This window comes from Planotetraspora phitsanulokensis (genome assembly GCF_016863295.1).
Classification (GTDB): Bacteria; Actinomycetota; Actinomycetes; order Streptosporangiales; family Streptosporangiaceae; genus Planotetraspora; species Planotetraspora phitsanulokensis.
The window spans coordinates 1-15646 of the sequence record NZ_BOOP01000063.1 but is presented as its reverse complement, the minus strand read 5'-3'; the positions used below and the strand labels follow the sequence as shown (position 1 = coordinate 15646).

The following is a 15646-nucleotide window of genomic DNA, read 5'->3' as shown; positions in this document are numbered from 1 at the left end:
GCGCAACGACTACAACAGGGGCGGCCGGTTGCGCCGGTTCGTTCAGAGCGTGCGCGAGGTCACCGGGGTCGACGGCCGGGTCCTGTCCTCCGAGGTCTTCGCCCAGGGCCCGGACGGCGTCGCCGTCCCGCACGCGCCGATCTCGTGCGCCGACGAACTCGCCCGCTTCGGCTACGACACGGGTTACGGAGCATGGTCATGAACGCCGTGAACCAGATGCTCCTGGCCCTCCTCGCCGGGGTGGGTGTGGGCGGTGGCCTGTTCCTCCTCTTCACCGCCATCCGCGGGGTCGAGCGGCGGCCGGGAACATCGAGCCGTGCCGGGCAGCGCGCGGAGCTGCTGAAGAAACTGACCGGCCGGGTCGGCCTGGCCGTCATCGTCGGCGCCGTCGTGCTCGCCCTGACACGCTGGCCGGTCATCGCGATCGGCGCGGGCTTCATGGTCGTCGCATGGCACGGCCTCGTCGGCGGCGCGGCCGAGGAGCGCAGGGCCATGCACAACCTGGAGGCGCTCGCGGCCTGGACGGAGTCCCTGCGCGACACGATCGCCGGCGCCGCCGGCCTCGAGCAGGCCATCCCCGCCTCGATCCGGGCCGCCGCGCCCTCCCTGCAACCCCACCTGCGGGAGCTCGTCGACGGACTCCACATGCGCATGCCCCTGACGGACGCGCTGCAGCGCTTCGCCGACGACCTCGACGACCCGTCCGCCGACTTGGTCATCGCGGCGCTGATCCTCAACGCCAAGCTCCGCGGCCCCGGCCTGCGCGAAGTGTTGACCGCCCTGGCCGCGTCGGCCCGCGAAGAGCTCGACATGCGGCGCAAGGTCGAGGCCGACCGCCGGTCCACCCGGCGCAGCGTCAAGATCGTCGTGGGTGCGTCGCTGGCGTTCGCGGCCGCGCTGGTCATCTTCAACCGGTCGTACGTCGCCGAGTATCAGGGCCTGCTCGGTCAGGCCGTGCTGCTCGTGGTGGCGCTGTTGTTCGGTGCGGGATTCGCCTGGATGCGCCGTCTCGCGAAGTTCACCAAGCCCGAGCGTCTACTGGGTGAGGCGCACGTTCCGCACACGGTGCCCGACGCGTTCGGCGCTCCGTTGCGGGAGACGGCGCAGGAGGCGGGGATCTGATGTCGAACATCACGGCGGCCCTGCTGGGCGGAGCGCTCATCGGCCTCGGCCTCTTCGCGCTTGGCCGGTTCCTCTTCCCTTCGAGGCCGGGCGTCGCCGCGCGGTTGTCGGCCATCGACGCCCGGCGGCACGGCTCCCAGGCCAGGGTCAGCGTCGTGACGACGAACGAAGTGGTCAGCCCGCTGCGGAAGCGAATCGGCGATGCGACTGCTGGGTTCTACGCGGCCCGGGGCTGGGAACAGCGTTCGGTCAAGGCCGACCTGGCCCTCCTGGGCAAGTCGTTCGAGGGGTTCCTGGCCACCAAGGCCCTCCTCGGCGCCTCCGGGCTGCTCGCGGCGCCGATCTTCGCGGCGTGGATATCGTTGCTCGGCTTCAGCGTCAACGTGACCGTGCCGCTGTGGTCGGCCCTGCTGATCGCGGGGGTCTTCTTCATGCTCCCCGACGTGCAGATCAAGCGAGACGCGGCGGCGAAGCGACGCGACTTCCGGCACGCGGTCGGGGCGTTCCTCGACCTGGTGGCGATGAACCTCGCCGGGGGCCGGGGCGTCCCGGAGGCGCTGATGATGGCGTCCTCGCTCGGCCACAGCTGGCCCATGGTCCGGATCAGGGACGCCCTGTCCACCGCGCGCATCGTGGGCATCACCCCGTGGCAGGCCCTCGGCCAGCTCGGTGAGGAGGTCGACCTCGACGAGCTGCGCGACCTGTCCGCCGCGCTCGGCCTGGTCGCCGAGGATGGCGCCAAGGTCAGGCAGTCACTCGCCGCCCGGGCCGAGACCATGCGCCGGCGCGAGCTGGCCGAGATCGAGGGCGAGGCGGGCGAGCGCTCCCAGTCGATGCTGGTCGCCCAGCTGCTGCTGTGCGCCGGCTTCCTCGTGTTCCTGAGCTTTCCAGCCGCAATGAAGATGCTCGGCATTTAGAAGAGGACAGTATTGATGAAGATCCCCGTGCCCCCAGTTGTCGACTATTTCCTCACGATCCTCAGCGCGCGCGTCCATCGCGCCAGGACGGCCCCGAGCAGAGGCGCCTCGGCCGTCGAGTGGGTCATCATCACGGCCATCGTCGCCGGCCTCGCCATCACGATCTCCCTGGTCATCACCGCAGGAGTCGACAGCAAGACCCAGGAGATCCAGAACTCGTTCGGCGGCGGCGGCGGCTGATCGTAGGACGCCGGAGACCGTGATGAGCCGCCTGTCGCAGCTGAGGACCGCCCCGGACAGGGGCGCGTCCGTGGTGGAGCTCGCCCTGATCATGCCGATCGTGCTGGTCGTCATGCTCGTCATGGTGCAGTTCGCCCTCGTCTTCCACGCACGCCAGATCGCGGACGGCGCGGCGCGCGTGGGAGCGCGGGTCGCCCGCGCGGCGGGCACCGGGCCGGGTGCGGGCAACTGGCAGGCGGCGGCGGAGAGCCAGGCGCAGTCGCGTGTGGCGCTCGTCGGCGCGAAGGTCCTGGAGAACGCGTCCGTCCAGGCGTGGCAGCAGGGGGACCAGAGAGGCGTCACCGTGACCGGTGACGTCGTCTCCGCCGTTCCGTTGCTGCCGGGCATGACGTTCACCATCACCTCGCGGTTCGGCGGTCCGATCGAATGCTTCCGCCCCGACGACGGAACCGGAGACTGCCAGTGAATCGCGTGAACGGCGATCGGGGCTCGATGGCGGTCGAGGCGGTGCTGCTCGCGCCGGTCATGCTGATCTTCCTGCTGTTCGTCGTGGGCGCGGCCCGGATCGTTGAGGCCAAGGGCGAGATCGACGGCGCGGCACGCGACGCCGCGCGGGCGGCCTCTGTGCAGCGTGACCAGGGTTCGGCGGCGGCGGCGGCCGCTCAGGCCGCGCAGGGCCTCGACTGCGTGGGCGGGCCGAACGTGAGCATGACGGGCATCCCCTGGGCCCCGGGCGGAAGCGTCCGCGTGACCGTCGGCTGCACGGTCGACCTCAGCGCGGTCAGCGGGTTCGGCTTCGCGCCGTCGATCAACATGAGCAGCACGTCGGTCGTGCCGCTCGAGCAGTTCCGGAGGATCCAGTAGTGAGATTGAGAGCGAACGGGGAGCGCGGCTCGCTTTCGGTGTTCATGGTCGGGTTCGCCTTCATGGGGCTGGGGCTCGCCGGGATCCTGGTCGACCTGTCGTCGATGATGAACGCCTATCTGCGCGCCGCCGACGTCGCGGAGCAGGCGGCCCGCGCGGGCGCTGACACGATCGACGCCGACTATCTCCGCGACACGGGCCAGGTCAGGATCTCCGACGAGGCCACCGCGTGCGGCAAGGCCGACGCGATCGTGGCCGACCACGGGGACGCCGGGCTGGTGCGTCTCGCCTGCGGCCTGCCGGACGACCAGCACGTCACGGTCACCGTGCGGACGACCTGGGACACGTATTTCCTGGCCGCCTTCGGCGTCTCCGGGGGGACCCGGGAGGCGACGGCGACGGCCGGGCCACTGACCGGACTGGGGGGATGACCGGCATGTCGCCACGACAGGCCGTCCACATCAAGGTGCGGCGATCCGCCTCGGACGTCGCCTTCGGGCTGCTTGCCGTCCTCGCGCTCGCGGGGCTCATCGGCGGCGTGCCGTACGCGCTGGTGCGCTACTTCGGCTCGCCGCTCCCGGACGGCGGATTCTCGCTGAGCATGCTCACGCAGGATGTCGGGCTCAGCTCGGTCCTCGACATGCTCGCCATCGTGGTGTGGCTCGCGTGGGCTCAGCTGGTGGCCTGCGTCGTGGTCGAGTTGATCGCGGGGATCAGGAGGGTCGGGGTGCCGGCGCGCGTGCCGTTCGCGTCGGGTCCCCAGGCGCTCGCCCACCGGCTTGTCACAGCCGCGCTCCTGCTCTTCGCCGCGACCGCGGTCGTCGCGCCCGCGGTTCAGGCGCTGGCACCGGCGACGCCGCATCAGCACACGGCCGTGGTCGCCCAGCAGGCGCCGCAGACCGAGAAGACCGAGAACGTGGAGCAGGCGCGAGAAGCGCTCGCCCCGGTGCAGAAGACCAAGAAGGTCTACGTCGTCCAGCCGCCGCACGGGCGTCACCACGAGAGCCTGTGGGAGATCGCCGAGAAGTGCCTGGGGGAGGGCCGCCGCTACAAGGAGATCTACCAGCTCAACCAGCACAGGGAGCAGCCCGACGGCACCAGGTTGCGGATGGCCGACCTCATCAGGGTCGGCTGGGTGCTCGACATGCCGGACGACGCCATCAACGTTCACGTCGTCTCGCAGGACCAGGATCGTCCGGAGACGCTCCACCGGCATGCGGACAAGCCGGTGGAGCTCGATGGCCACACCCACTACGCCCAGGCGAGCGCGGAGGACTCACCCGAGGTCACCAGGCCGGCCGTGAAGACCGGTGGCACCGGGGGCGCGGGCGGTTCCGAGGCGGCGCCCACCGTGCAGGAGGCGCCTGACGCGGGTGATCCGGAGATGACGGCGGTCGTCAAGGCTCATCAGCAGGACGCGGAGTCCACGGCGGTCGTCAAGACTCCTCAGCAGGGCACGGACTCCACGGCGTCCTCCGGCGTCGTGTCCGGCGTCGCGGAGTCCTGGCCCGATTTCCTCGCCGCCGCGTCCCTCGCCGCTGCGGGCCTGCTGGCCGTCCTCGGCAGCCGCCGGCGCAGGCAGCTGTGGGACCGCGCCTTCGGCAGTAGGCTGCCCAACCCCGAGGGCGAGGCCGCGGTCGCCGAGATGGCGCTGCTGCTGGGCGCCGATCCGCACGGCTCCCGGCTGCTCGACGTGGGTCTGCGGCATTTGAGCAAGGAGCTCGCGAAGCAGGGCCGTACACCTCCGACGGTGTTCGCGGCCTTCCTCGCGTCCACGCATCTCGACCTGTGGATCCACCCGCCGGAGAAGGAGGCGCCCGCGCCCTGGGCCGCCCTCGACGGCGGCCGGATCTGGCGGCTGACCGCGAACGACGGCCACCGGCTGCCCGACCTCCCCGACATCTTCGCGCCCTATCCCGGGCTGGTCTCGCTCGGGACCAGCGACGCCGGCCGGGTGCTGGTCGACCTCGAGGCGGCGCAGGGCCTGATCAACCTGCGCGGCAGGTCGCACGTCGTGTCCGCCGCGCTCGCCGCGATGGCCGTGGAACTCGCCACCAACCGCTGGTCGGACCACATGCGGCTCGTCCTCGTGGGCTTCGGCGAAGAGCTCTCGCTGATCGCCCCTGACAGGATCTCGGTCCACTCGACCCTCGCCGAGGCGTTGCCGGAGCTGGAGGCCCGCGCCGCCGACGTGAGCCGCGCACTGCAGGCCTCCGGGGTGAGCTCGGTCCTGACCGGCCGTTCCCGAGGCGTGTACGGCGAGGCCTGGATGCCCGTCTATCTGCTCACGGCCGTTCCGCCGACCGAGGGAGAGGCCGCGCGGCTGGCCGAGCTCGCCCAGACCGGGACCCGCCTGGCCTCGGGTTATCTCGTCGCCGGTGAGGAGATCCGCGGCGCCTCCTGGACGTGGGAGTTGTCGCCGGACGGGCGGGCCCGCGTCGGCGCCCTCGGCCTGGACGTGCACGGGCAGTTGCTCCCGCAGCAGCAGTACGCGCAGGTCATCCAGCTGTTCCGGGCGGCCGGCCAGCCAGGCGTGGCGATGGACGACCCGGAGCCTTCGGGTCCCGCGGCGTCCCAGCTGCACCCCGGATTCCGCCCCGCCGTCGATGTGCGGGTGCTCGGGTCCGTGGAGGTCATCGGACCGCGGCCGCTCGAGGAGGAACGGCTGCCGCTCTGCATGGAGCTGGTCGCCTACGTCGCCACCCACCCGGGCGGGGTGCATCCGCAGGTCCTCGCGGGCGCCTTGTGGCCGCGCGGAGTCGAGGCGCCGGTGCGCGACGCCACCATCGCCCGCACCAGGGAATGGCTCGGCATCGACAGCGAAGGCAGGTCCAACCTGTTCGCCGACGACCAGGGCCGCCTCCATCTGGGGCCCGAGGTGCGGGTCGACTGGCTGGTCTTCCGCGAGCTCGTACGGCTGTCGCGGACCGACCCGGCCACCGAGGCCGCCCGTCTCGGCCAGGCGCTCGATCTGGTCCGCGGGCCGTTCCTGCACGGGCATCCCGCGGGCCGCTACCTGTGGCTGGCGGGCGACGAGCTCGTCTACGAGGTGTCCGCCCGCGTCTCCGACGCGGCCAGGCGCCTCACCCAGGTTCTTCTGGCGGCCGGGGACCCCGCGCGCGCCATGACCGCGGCCCAGGCCGGGCTGCGGATGTCGGACGAGGACGAGCCGCTCTGGCGAGAGCTGTTGCGGGCCGCCCACGCCACCGGGGACGTCGAGACGCTGCGGCACTGGGTCGAGTCCCTGCGCCGCTGGGCGGCCACGTCCCGCTACCAGGGTCGCCTGGTCCCCGAGACCGAGGCGCTCATCCAGGAACTTCTACCCGCCCCGGCGCGAGCCGCCGGATAGGAGGAACCATATGGTCGCTGACGTTGTCGTATCGAAGCCCCGCCGGCTGGCCGCGGCGTCCGCCGCCATTGCGGTGACCGTTCTGGCCGCGGGCTGCGGCTCGGAGCCGGCGGCGCACGGCTTCCGCCCGACGCCCCCCGTCTCCGCGGCCTCCACGGTGGCCGCGTCGCCGAGCGCGGCCGCTTCGCCCAGCGCGGCGCCCGCGGCCGGGCCGGCCTTCCCCGCGGACTTCAAGGTCGTCTACCAGGCCGAGACCCCGCAGCCGAAGGCGGCCAAGGCCGTCAAGGACTTCGGTGACTTCTGGAAGACCTGGTGGTATTCCATTTCGACCGAGGGCAAGGACAAGCGCTACCTGGACTACGTGGCGCCAGGTTCCGCGATGTACGGCACCGACCTGTTCGACCGGGTCGTGTCGGGGTGGAAGGCGGAGAACGTGCGGCCGACCGGAGTGGTCCGCGTCCGCGACCTGCACGTGTTGTCCGTGAGTGCCAAGTCCGTCAACCTCGTCGGCTGCGGCGACGAGTCGAAGGCGGGCACGAAGAACCTCACCAGCGGCAAGGTGAGCTGGACGTTCGGCAAGCAGAAGACCTCTCGATACAAGATCCGGGTCACCATGGTCCCCGGTTCCGGGGGCCTGTGGCGTGTGCGCGCCTACCAGCCCGTGTCCGTGACGAGTTCCTCCGGCAAGGAGTGCCGATGAAGGCGTCGAGGAAATTACGCAAGGTCCTGACGATCGCGGTCGTGGTTCTCGCCGCGCTGGTGACCGCGATCCCCGCGTACGCCGACCCTCCAGGAGGCGGAGGCGGCGGCGACACCGGGGCGGGCGGTGGCGGGAACAATTTCTACGCGTGGGTGAAGGCCCAGGTCCGCTACGGCGGAAACGGTTACGACGGCACACCGGACATGCCGCCGTCCGGCGGCTACAAGCCACCGCCCTGCTGGTACCAGCCCCAGTACAACTATGAGGAGATGTTCGACTGGGTCGGCAACAACTACCGGGCGTGGCGTCGGATGGGCCCCGAGGATCAGCGGGACGCGCACGAGTGGTACGAGAAGACCCTTGCCGAGATCAAGCCGCACGAGGGTGAGAAGGACAAGGTGTTCTGGTTCATCACGAGCGACGACACCGACGAGGGCTGGGACTGCTTCATCAATGCGGACAAGTACTGGATCTACAGGGCTACGGAGCCCCCGATCGATCGGACGGACAAGCTGATCGACCGAGGGGACCTCGCGCTCATGGCCCGGGCCAACCTCACCCTCCCCGAGCCGGAAAACATCGAACTGAGCCCGCCCGGGGGGCGGACCTATGTGGGGCTGCAGACGGTTGTCCATGTTCCCCGGCCAGTGGACCAGGAGGTGACGGCGCAGATCGAGGGCTTCCCCTATCTGACGGCGACTGTCACCGCCAAGCCGGTGAAGGTGACTATCAAGAGCACTGGGACGCTAGAGGAAGATCCGCCCCACGTGCTCGATGAATGTCCCAAATACAGCCAAGGGATGAACCTTGGCGACACTTGTTACTTGCAGTACGCACGGGCGTCCATCGGCGGGCCGTACACCATCGTCGTGTCGCAAGAGTGGGAAGTCACCTCTGACACGGGCGCGGACATGGGGCCCAACCCGACCACCGATTCGCAGCCGATAGCGATCTACGTGGACGAGATCCAGTCGGTGACGAACGGCTAGACAGCCAAACGCCGCGAGCGCTTACCAAGTGGCTGTACCGCTGAACCTGACGGTATAGCCACTTGGCATGAATCCTTCACAGAGTTGACGGGCGATCTACGGTGAGGTCGGCCCCCTGTCGACGAAGGAGTGACCGAATGAGTAACTTGCTCGGCGGCGACCCCGCGCAGATGCAGAGCATGGCCGCGCAGTTCACCCAGCAGGCCGACCAGGTCCGCGCCACGATGGCCATCCTCGACCGCGAGTCCGCCAAGGTCGGCACCGCCTGGACCGGCCCGGGCGCGCAGCGCTTCAACGAGGCGTGGCAGAGCTACCGCGCCGCCTTCCAGCGCATGTCCGAAGAGCTCAACGAGGCCTCCCGGGTCATCACCACCTACCGCGGCAACATCGAGTCGGCCACGCGGTAGCGCTTCGCGTCAGTTGGGCAGCGCGGCCTGGATCGGGGTCGCGGTGCCCGAGATCACCAGCAGACCGCGTCCCGGTGGGCCGCCGACGGCCCCCCGCGGAAGACGCACAGTGAACAGGTCGCCGTCGGCGGGGCTCTGCACCGACAGCAGCAGCCCCGTCCTCGACTTGCGGGCCTCGGCCGCGAACCCCCGGTAGGCCGTCGCCAGGTCTCCCGTGGCTCCCGCGACCAGCAGCCCGTGCTCCCCGTCCCTCGCCATGCGGAGGATCTCCTCTACGGCCAGGCCGAGCATCGACTCCGGAGAGATCAGCTCCGCGTCGTCGACGAGCATCACGTATCGCCGGTGCGCCGCAACCAGCGCCAGCGGATCGTTCGCGCCCGGCAGCCCGCCGAAGTCGTCCGACTCGGTTTCCCCCACGCTCCGCGAGTTGCCGTCGAGCACGGCGAGCACACCCGGCGATCCGGCCAGATCACGCAGAGGGCTGCGCCGCGGTGTTACGGCGATGACCGGGACGCCGCGCTGCAGCAGCGAGCGCGCGGCGGTCAGCAGGCACGACGACCTGCCCGACCGCGCGGGGCCCGCGACGACCGCGGCCGGCCCTTGTCCCAGCAGGTCGACGCCCAGAGGGTGGAGGGTGTCGCCGCCCGCGCCGAGGAGCGCCCACAGCGGCGACGGCGGTTCGAACGCGGGGTCCAGCTCCAGGACCTGGTCGGCCGTGATCCGCACCGGCAGCGCGTCCACCCGCAGCGGCGGTTCCGTCCGCCAGGCCCACGACCCGCGCCGGTGCAGGGACCCGCCGAACCTGGCCCGTGCCGTACGGCCGAGTTCCTGCAGCGCGGCGACCTGCGCGGGGCCGGCCGGGTCCTCCGACAACAGCGCGATCTGACTCTCGACCAGGCCGTGCTCGCCCGTCGACAGCGCCCGGCCCGGCGCCATCGAGCGCGGCAGGTGGCGCGCGGGCAGACCGGCGAGGCCGTAGTCGGCGGGATCGGCGAGCTTCAGCACCAGACGGTCCTCGAACAACGTCGAGATCTGCCCGAGCAGCCCCGACCTGTCGGAGGTGACGACCGCGCGCAGGCCGACCGCGGGCCCCTCCCGGAGAAGCTGCAGCAGCCCGTCCACCAGACGCCCGTAGTCGTAGTTCTCGAACGCGGCGACGTACCCCTCCCAGCGGTCCACCATCAGCACCAGCCACGGCAACCGCCCGGCCGCGTCGCCGAAGTCGTGCAGTGCGTCGTCGGCCCCAGCGTGCGAACGCGCGGCGGCGCGGGCCTCGGCGAGGGAGGCGTATCCAGCCTCGGCGAGGAGCTGCTGACGTCGGCCGACCTCCGCGCGCAGGCGCGCGAGCAGCCGTTCGACCCGGTCGAGCTGGTCGCGGGTGACGACCGCGCCGCAGTGCGGCAGGCCGACCAGGGGCAACAGCGCTCCCGAGCCGCAGTCGACGGCGTGGATGTGCACGTCCTCGGGCGAGGCGGAGGACGCGATCGAGCCCGCGATCGTGCGCAGCGCCGTCGAGCGGCCGCTGCGGGCCGTGCCCGCGATGAGGAGGTGACCGCCCTGCCGCAGGTCGAGCACGAGAGGCCGCCGCGCCTGCTCCCACGGGAGGTCCGTGACCCCGAACGCCAGTGGCGGCACCTCCTGCGACGCCACCGGGTAGGGGTGCCGCGGCCGGTCGTCCCTGGCCGGTTCGGGCACCTCGTCCAGGACGATGTGGTCGGTCAGGGGCGGCAGCCACGGGCTGGGCTGGGCGGGGACGCCGCGGCCGGCCTCACCGAGGGCGTCCACGAGCTGGGCGAGATCGGTTCCCGCCGCGGAGGTCCTGGTCGCGACGGCCAGGGGACGGCCGAGCGTGTGCCACGGCAGGTCGACCGCGCGCACCTCGTCGGCGTCGCGCCCCTCCCCGGTTCCCGGCGCCCGCCCGCCGATCCTCGCGGTCTGCACGGCCACGGCCGCTCCCGACCCCGACCGGACATAGCAGCGTCCGGGTGTCGTACGGGAGATGTGCGCCGCCTCGGGGCCGTCGATGACGTCGGCCGACTCCCTGGGGTCGGTGACGCGGAGCGCGATGCGCAGAGAGGTGTTCGCCTGGATGTCGGCGGTCACCACGCCCCCGGGCCGCTGGGTGGCGAGGATGAGATGGATGCCGAGCGAGCGGCCGCGGCGGGCGATGTCCACGAGCCCCTCGACGAAGTCGGGCAGCTCGGACACCAGCGCGGCGAACTCGTCGATGACCAGGACCAGCCGCGGCAGCGGCGGCGGACCGGCGGAGGCCCCGTCGCCGGCCTCGTCCGCGCCGGGATCGCCGAAGATGCCGCTGCTTCCGGTCTTGCGTTCCGTCCTGCGCACGCCTCCCGCGCCGAGCACCCAGGTCGAGCCCCTCGACCGGAGCCGGTGGAACTCCTCGATGTCCTTCGCCCCCGCGTCCAGCAGGAGGCGCTCCCTTCTGCGGATCTCCGCGGCGAGCGACGACAGGGCGCGCTGGGTCAGATGGCCGTCGAGGTCGCTGACCATGCCGACCGTGTGCGGGAGCCGTACGCACTCCTTGAAGGCGGCGCCGCCCTTGTAGTCGATGAGCACGAACGTCATCTCGTCGGGCCGGTTGACGACGGCCAGCGAGCAGATCAGCGTCTGCAGGAGCTCCGACTTGCCCGCTCCGGTGGTGCCAGCGACCAGTGCGTGCGGCCCGTCACGGCTGAGGTCGACCTCGAACGGTCCCTCCGGGCCGAGCCCGATGAGCGCCCGGGTCGACCGGCCCCACTGCTTGGGCACGTCGAGCGGCCCGAGCAGGTCGAGCAGGCGGACCGACTCGGGCAACGTGGAGGAGGGGTCGTCCCTGCTCACGTCACGCAACGGGGCGAGTGCCCGGCCCACGCGCTCGGCCCACGACACCGAGACCTGGTCGGCCCGGATGTCCCCGATGGGATCGAGGCCGCCGCCGCGAAGCCGTACGGTCCCGTCGGCGTCGCAGGCCACGACCGTCGCGCACTCCTCCGGGAGGAGCCGTTCGTCGTCGTCGATCGCGATGGTGTAGACGCCGGCCCGGGGTCCCTGCCGCAGCACCTGCGGCATCGAGGGGAGCCCGCGCAGCGTCTTCGCGCCGTCGAGGACGACGAGCACGTCGAAGGGGCGTTCGTCGTACGCCGTGAAGGCGGGGTCGGGCGAGGCTCCGGCCGAGCCGGCGCGCCCGAGCTCCGCCCACCCGGAGGGGCCGCCCGTCAGCCGCGGGGGATGCATGGCGGTCTCGAACGGTCCCGCCTTGCCGTCGCCCTCAAGGCGTTCGCCGATCAGGGTGGCGAGTTCGGCAACGCGGTGCGCCGCCGACTCGGGGTCCGCGCCGACCAGCGCGACGGAGTCGGCTGTGAGAGACCCGCCGCGGGACGGGCCCTCCGCCGCGCAGTGCGGCAACCAGCGGACCCAGCCCCACTCGGCGGCGCTGTCGTCGTTGGCGGACAACACGACGACGGCGAGGTCACGCGGGCTGTGCAGGGCGGCCGCCTGACCGACGAGCCAGCGGGCGCAGCCGAGGGCGACCTCCCTCGGGCCGGTGACGCCCGCGACGCCCAGCCGTCGCATGACCAGCGCGACCGGGACGTCGTGACACGTGGGCTGCTCGCGCGGCGGAGCGTCCTTGGGAATCACGCCTTCCGGCTCGAATTCGAGATCGGCGGGCAGGTCCGCCAGGCCGACCCGCAGGCGGAGGGCGTCCTGGTCGTGGATCCGCCGCTCCCACAGCCGCCGTCGAGGGCCGGTCGCGGTGAGCAGGACCTCGGCGGGGTCGGGGGCGCCGTTCCTGCGGGCCCTCTCGTCGTCCCTGACGGCATTCGCCGTCTCCGCCTCGACAGCGGCGAGCCGTTCCTTGTACGCCTTGACCGCCTGGCGGTGCTTCTTCCTGCCGTGTCTGCGGTCTCCCGCCCACTGACCGATCATGATCATCGGGGTCATGAGGGCGATGAGCATGAAATACCAGTTGCCGAAGACCAGCACCATGACCAGCCCGAACACGGCCGGGAGGAGCGCGGCGAGCAACTGCAGCCTGATGCCCTCCGCGCGTACGGGCTCGGCCGGCACGACGATCCGCCGGGACGCCTCGGGCCGGTGGAGCCGGGGCGGGCGGTTGTAGGCCAGCCCTCCGTCGGGAAGCGCGTCCAGATGGGCGTCCGGGGGGTCGACGGGGCCGATGGACAGGACCGAGCCCCCGCAGGCGAGCATCGTCCCCTCCCGCCAGAGGGTCGACCCGGTGAGCGGCTCGCCTCCGAGACGCGCGCCGTCCTGAGCCTGACGGGCCGGCTCGACGGCGATCGAGCCGGGGGTGATCCGGAGCGCGAGCGCCTGCGGCGCCATCCTCGGATCGGCCACGGTGATCGCGCACGCGGGGTCGGCGCCGATGGTGTGGGTGCCGAGGCCCAGGCGGTGGACCGCGCCGGCCCCCGGGCCGCCGACCACGCGGACCTCGGCGACGCCGTCCGGCTCCTCCGTCAGCGTCGACGGCGCCGCGTGGCCGTCCACGGCGACGAGGTCGCCGTCCCGCAGCAGGCCGAAGACCAGGTTGTCGGGGTCGAGCGGACGCCCGTCCAGCCACAGCTTCGTCTCCGGGGCCGGTGCCTGTCTGCCCCGGTCGAGGTCGTACGGCGCGCGCGTGCGCGGGAGCCGTACGACGTTGGACATGCGGCTCGAGGAGCCGTCGAGCGCGGACGCGAGCCTGGAGACCGTGGTCGTCTCGTCGCCCTCGACCATCACCTCGCGCCGGCCGTGCTCGGTGACCACGGTGATCGTTATCCGCATGCGCAGACTCCCGGGCGGTGGTTCGGGGGGGTTTCCCGTTGAGAGAGTGCCATCCGGAGACACCGGAGTGAAGATCTCCTGACGGACAAGGAGGATTTCCCGGCGGCTTCCGGCGAGAAACGGTATCCGGAGGCCTCGGACTTCCGCGGAGGTTGACCGGAATCGGTAAAGATCGATTAGATGCGACGCGATCTCCTTTCCGTCGATTCCCCGGCGAAGGGCGGGTCGGCCGGAGAAGATGGACGCCGGGAGGCGGATCCTCCCGGCGGGCCGGCCGGGAGGTGACACGCCTCGTTCCGAGGTGAGATGGCCGCTTCGTCCTGGCGGGGACCGTCCATCGTTCCGCAGATGGACGCGAACTCTTCTCACTTCTGTCACTTGATCGTCGAAAACCGGTCCGCCGCAGGTCAGTGAGGTGGACGAGGGAATTGGTCCGCCCGGCCGCCTCCCGATGCGGGCAGGCAGGCGGCGCGATGGCAATGATCGATGTGACGGTTGTGACTTATGTGAAGAATGTGAATCTTCCCTTATCACGAAATTGCACATTGATAAAGCGTCTTGTGTGCATAGTTATGGATGGTCGAGCGTTGACAGGGGCATTACTAACCGATAAGCATGGGTCGCCCCTAAGCAGCGACAGGGCGGTCGGAAACCGTCCATAATGTGGTGAATTCGGAGCGACGAGCAAGACCGTAAACAAATTCGAGCGGCCCGAAACAAGGGCTCGATCATCTTTGGGAGCCCCCCACCCATGAGGATCAGCGAGAAGCCTGCCCAGGACGGTCGCGCCGTGGCGCCCAACGGGTTCTCCGGGCCTTCCGCCCGCAAGCTTCCCGTGCCGCCGCGCGAGCGCAAGCCCGCGCTCGCGGCGCTCGCCGTCTTCCTCATCCTCATCGGGGCTCTCGGGACCACCCTGCTCGTCATGCGTACCGGTGACCGCGTCTCCGCCGTACGGATCGTCGAACAGGTGGGCGCGGGGGAGCTCATCCCGGCGAGCGCCATCCAGGAGGTCCAGATCGCCGACACCGGCATCGACTACGTCTCGTGGAAGTTCAGCGACCAGGTCGAGAAGACCTACGCGGCGGTCACCCTGCTGCCCGGCACGCTGCTGACCGATCGGATGGTCTCCAAGAGCAACAGCGCGCTCGGTCCGGGCAAGGCGATCGTGGGCCTGGCCCTCAAGGACGGCCAGATGCCTCTCGAACTCGCCAAGGGCGACGTCGTCCAGGTGATCTACGTGCCTTCCGGGCCCAAGGAGACCACCGGCGGCCAGCCGGGGGCCGCGACGCAACGGGTCCTGTCCCCCGAGTCCCTGGTCACCCGGGTGGGAGATCCGGGCAGCAGATCGTCGAGCGGCCTGATATCGGTGGTCGTCGACGCGAGCGTCGCCCCGACGGTGGCGCTGTACGCCTCCAACGGGCAGATCGCCCTCATCGCTCTGCCCGGGGCGAAGTGACGTGGCGCTGATCGCACTGGCAGCCGACAAGGGATCGCCCGGCGTGACCACCGCGGCGACCGCGCTCGGGGCCGTCTGGCCGAACGCGGTGCTGCTCGCCGAGTGCGACCCCTCGGGCGGCGACGTGGCCTACCGCCTTCCGGCGGTGGACGGCGGAGTCCTCAACCCCGGCCGCGGCCTGCTCAGCCTCGGCGCCGTCGCGCGACGAGGCCTGAGCCCGGACCAGATCCACGAGCACACGCAGAAACTCGTCGGCGGGCTCGACGTGCTCGCCGGGCTGACCAACGGCGAGCAGGCCTCGGGCCTGACCTGGTTGTGGGGGATGCTCGGCCGGGCGCTCGCTGCGGTGCCGGAGGCCGACGTGCTGGCCGACTGCGGACGGCTGGGCCTGTATCCGCAGACGAACGACCTGCTGGCCGCCGCCGACGCGGTGGTGCTGTTCACCCGGGCGAGCCTCGACCACGTCGCCCATCTCCGCGAACGGCTCACCCTGCTCGACCGGCGCGTGGGCGTGGTCGTGATCGCCGACCCCCGCTCCTACCGGGCCTCGATCGACGAGGTGCGGCGCATCGTCGCGGGCTGGGACGTCTCCTTCGTCGCGGGCCTCGCCTACGACCCGAAGGGGGCCGACCTGCTCAGCGGCCAGTGGGGCGGCCGGCTCGACCGCAGCCTCCTGATCCGTACGGCCCGCGAACTGGCCGAGCGCCTGGCAGGCCATGTTGCCGCGGAGGCGGTCGCGGACCAGGACGCGCCGCGCGCGGACCCCGGTCCCCGCCGCAGTCCCGAGCCGTCGAGCGGAGCGCGGCCATGATCGATCATT

13 protein-coding genes and 1 pseudogene are annotated in these 15646 nt (G+C 71.4%); 13 read left to right on the top strand and 1 reads right to left on the bottom strand.

What is annotated here, in order from left to right:
* The 11 genes and pseudogenes from Pph01_RS42140 to Pph01_RS42090 all read left to right on the top strand — a co-directional run.
* Positions 1-202, top strand: a pseudogene (locus Pph01_RS42140) (CpaF family protein); the annotation flags it as partial.
* Positions 199-1122: a type II secretion system F family protein gene (locus tag Pph01_RS42135; RefSeq protein ID WP_204078882.1), complete on the top strand. Its 924-nt coding sequence runs from the start codon at positions 199-201 to the stop codon at positions 1120-1122. The pseudogene Pph01_RS42140 and the gene Pph01_RS42135, both read left to right, overlap by 4 nt.
* Positions 1122-2039, top strand: a complete 918-nt coding sequence (locus tag Pph01_RS42130; RefSeq protein ID WP_239117417.1) for a type II secretion system F family protein — start codon at positions 1122-1124, stop codon at positions 2037-2039. The genes Pph01_RS42135 and Pph01_RS42130 overlap by 1 nt, the downstream gene beginning before the upstream one ends.
* A gap of 15 nt (positions 2040-2054) precedes the next feature.
* Entirely contained in the window at positions 2055-2279 is a 225-nt protein-coding gene (locus tag Pph01_RS42125; protein ID WP_204078881.1) for a hypothetical protein, read from the top strand.
* A gap of 22 nt (positions 2280-2301) precedes the next feature.
* Positions 2302-2745: a TadE/TadG family type IV pilus assembly protein gene (locus Pph01_RS42120; protein ID WP_204078880.1), complete on the top strand. Its 444-nt coding sequence runs from the start codon at positions 2302-2304 to the stop codon at positions 2743-2745.
* A 5-nt stretch (positions 2746-2750) separates the two neighbouring features.
* Positions 2751-3143, top strand: a complete 393-nt coding sequence (locus Pph01_RS42115; protein WP_204078879.1) for a TadE family protein — start codon at positions 2751-2753, stop codon at positions 3141-3143.
* A complete protein-coding gene (locus tag Pph01_RS42110; RefSeq protein ID WP_204078878.1) occupies positions 3143-3574 on the top strand; it encodes a pilus assembly protein TadG-related protein in 432 nt (143 codons plus the stop codon). Before Pph01_RS42115 ends, Pph01_RS42110 begins: the two co-directional genes overlap by 1 nt.
* A gap of 5 nt (positions 3575-3579) precedes the next feature.
* Positions 3580-6492 carry a bacterial transcriptional activator domain-containing protein gene (locus Pph01_RS42105; RefSeq protein ID WP_204078877.1) on the top strand — a complete coding sequence of 971 codons (2913 nt, stop codon included), beginning with the start codon at positions 3580-3582 and terminating at the stop codon, positions 6490-6492.
* A gap of 10 nt (positions 6493-6502) precedes the next feature.
* Positions 6503-7192 (top strand): hypothetical protein, encoded by a 690-nt coding sequence (locus Pph01_RS42100; protein WP_204078876.1) that lies wholly within the window; start codon positions 6503-6505, stop codon positions 7190-7192.
* Positions 7189-8181 (top strand): hypothetical protein, encoded by a 993-nt coding sequence (locus Pph01_RS42095; RefSeq protein WP_204078875.1) that lies wholly within the window; start codon positions 7189-7191, stop codon positions 8179-8181. Before Pph01_RS42100 ends, Pph01_RS42095 begins: the two co-directional genes overlap by 4 nt.
* Positions 8182-8318: 137 nt before the next feature.
* Positions 8319-8588, top strand: a complete 270-nt coding sequence (locus Pph01_RS42090; RefSeq protein ID WP_203888257.1) for a WXG100 family type VII secretion target — start codon at positions 8319-8321, stop codon at positions 8586-8588.
* Positions 8589-8597: 9 nt separating this feature from the next.
* Here the strand turns inward: Pph01_RS42090 and Pph01_RS42085 are convergent, their stop codons facing one another.
* A complete protein-coding gene (locus Pph01_RS42085) occupies positions 8598-13370 on the bottom strand; it encodes a type VII secretion EssC family protein (RefSeq protein WP_204078874.1) in 4773 nt (1590 codons plus the stop codon).
* A 751-nt stretch (positions 13371-14121) separates the two neighbouring features.
* Between Pph01_RS42085 and Pph01_RS42080 the strand changes: the two genes are divergently transcribed.
* Positions 14122-14826: a hypothetical protein gene (locus tag Pph01_RS42080; RefSeq protein WP_204078873.1), complete on the top strand. Its 705-nt coding sequence runs from the start codon at positions 14122-14124 to the stop codon at positions 14824-14826.
* 1 nt (position 14827) lies between these two features.
* Positions 14828-15637, top strand: a complete 810-nt coding sequence (locus Pph01_RS42075) for a CpaE/TadZ family protein (protein ID WP_239117416.1) — start codon at positions 14828-14830, stop codon at positions 15635-15637.
* Positions 15638-15646 lie beyond the last annotated feature (9 nt).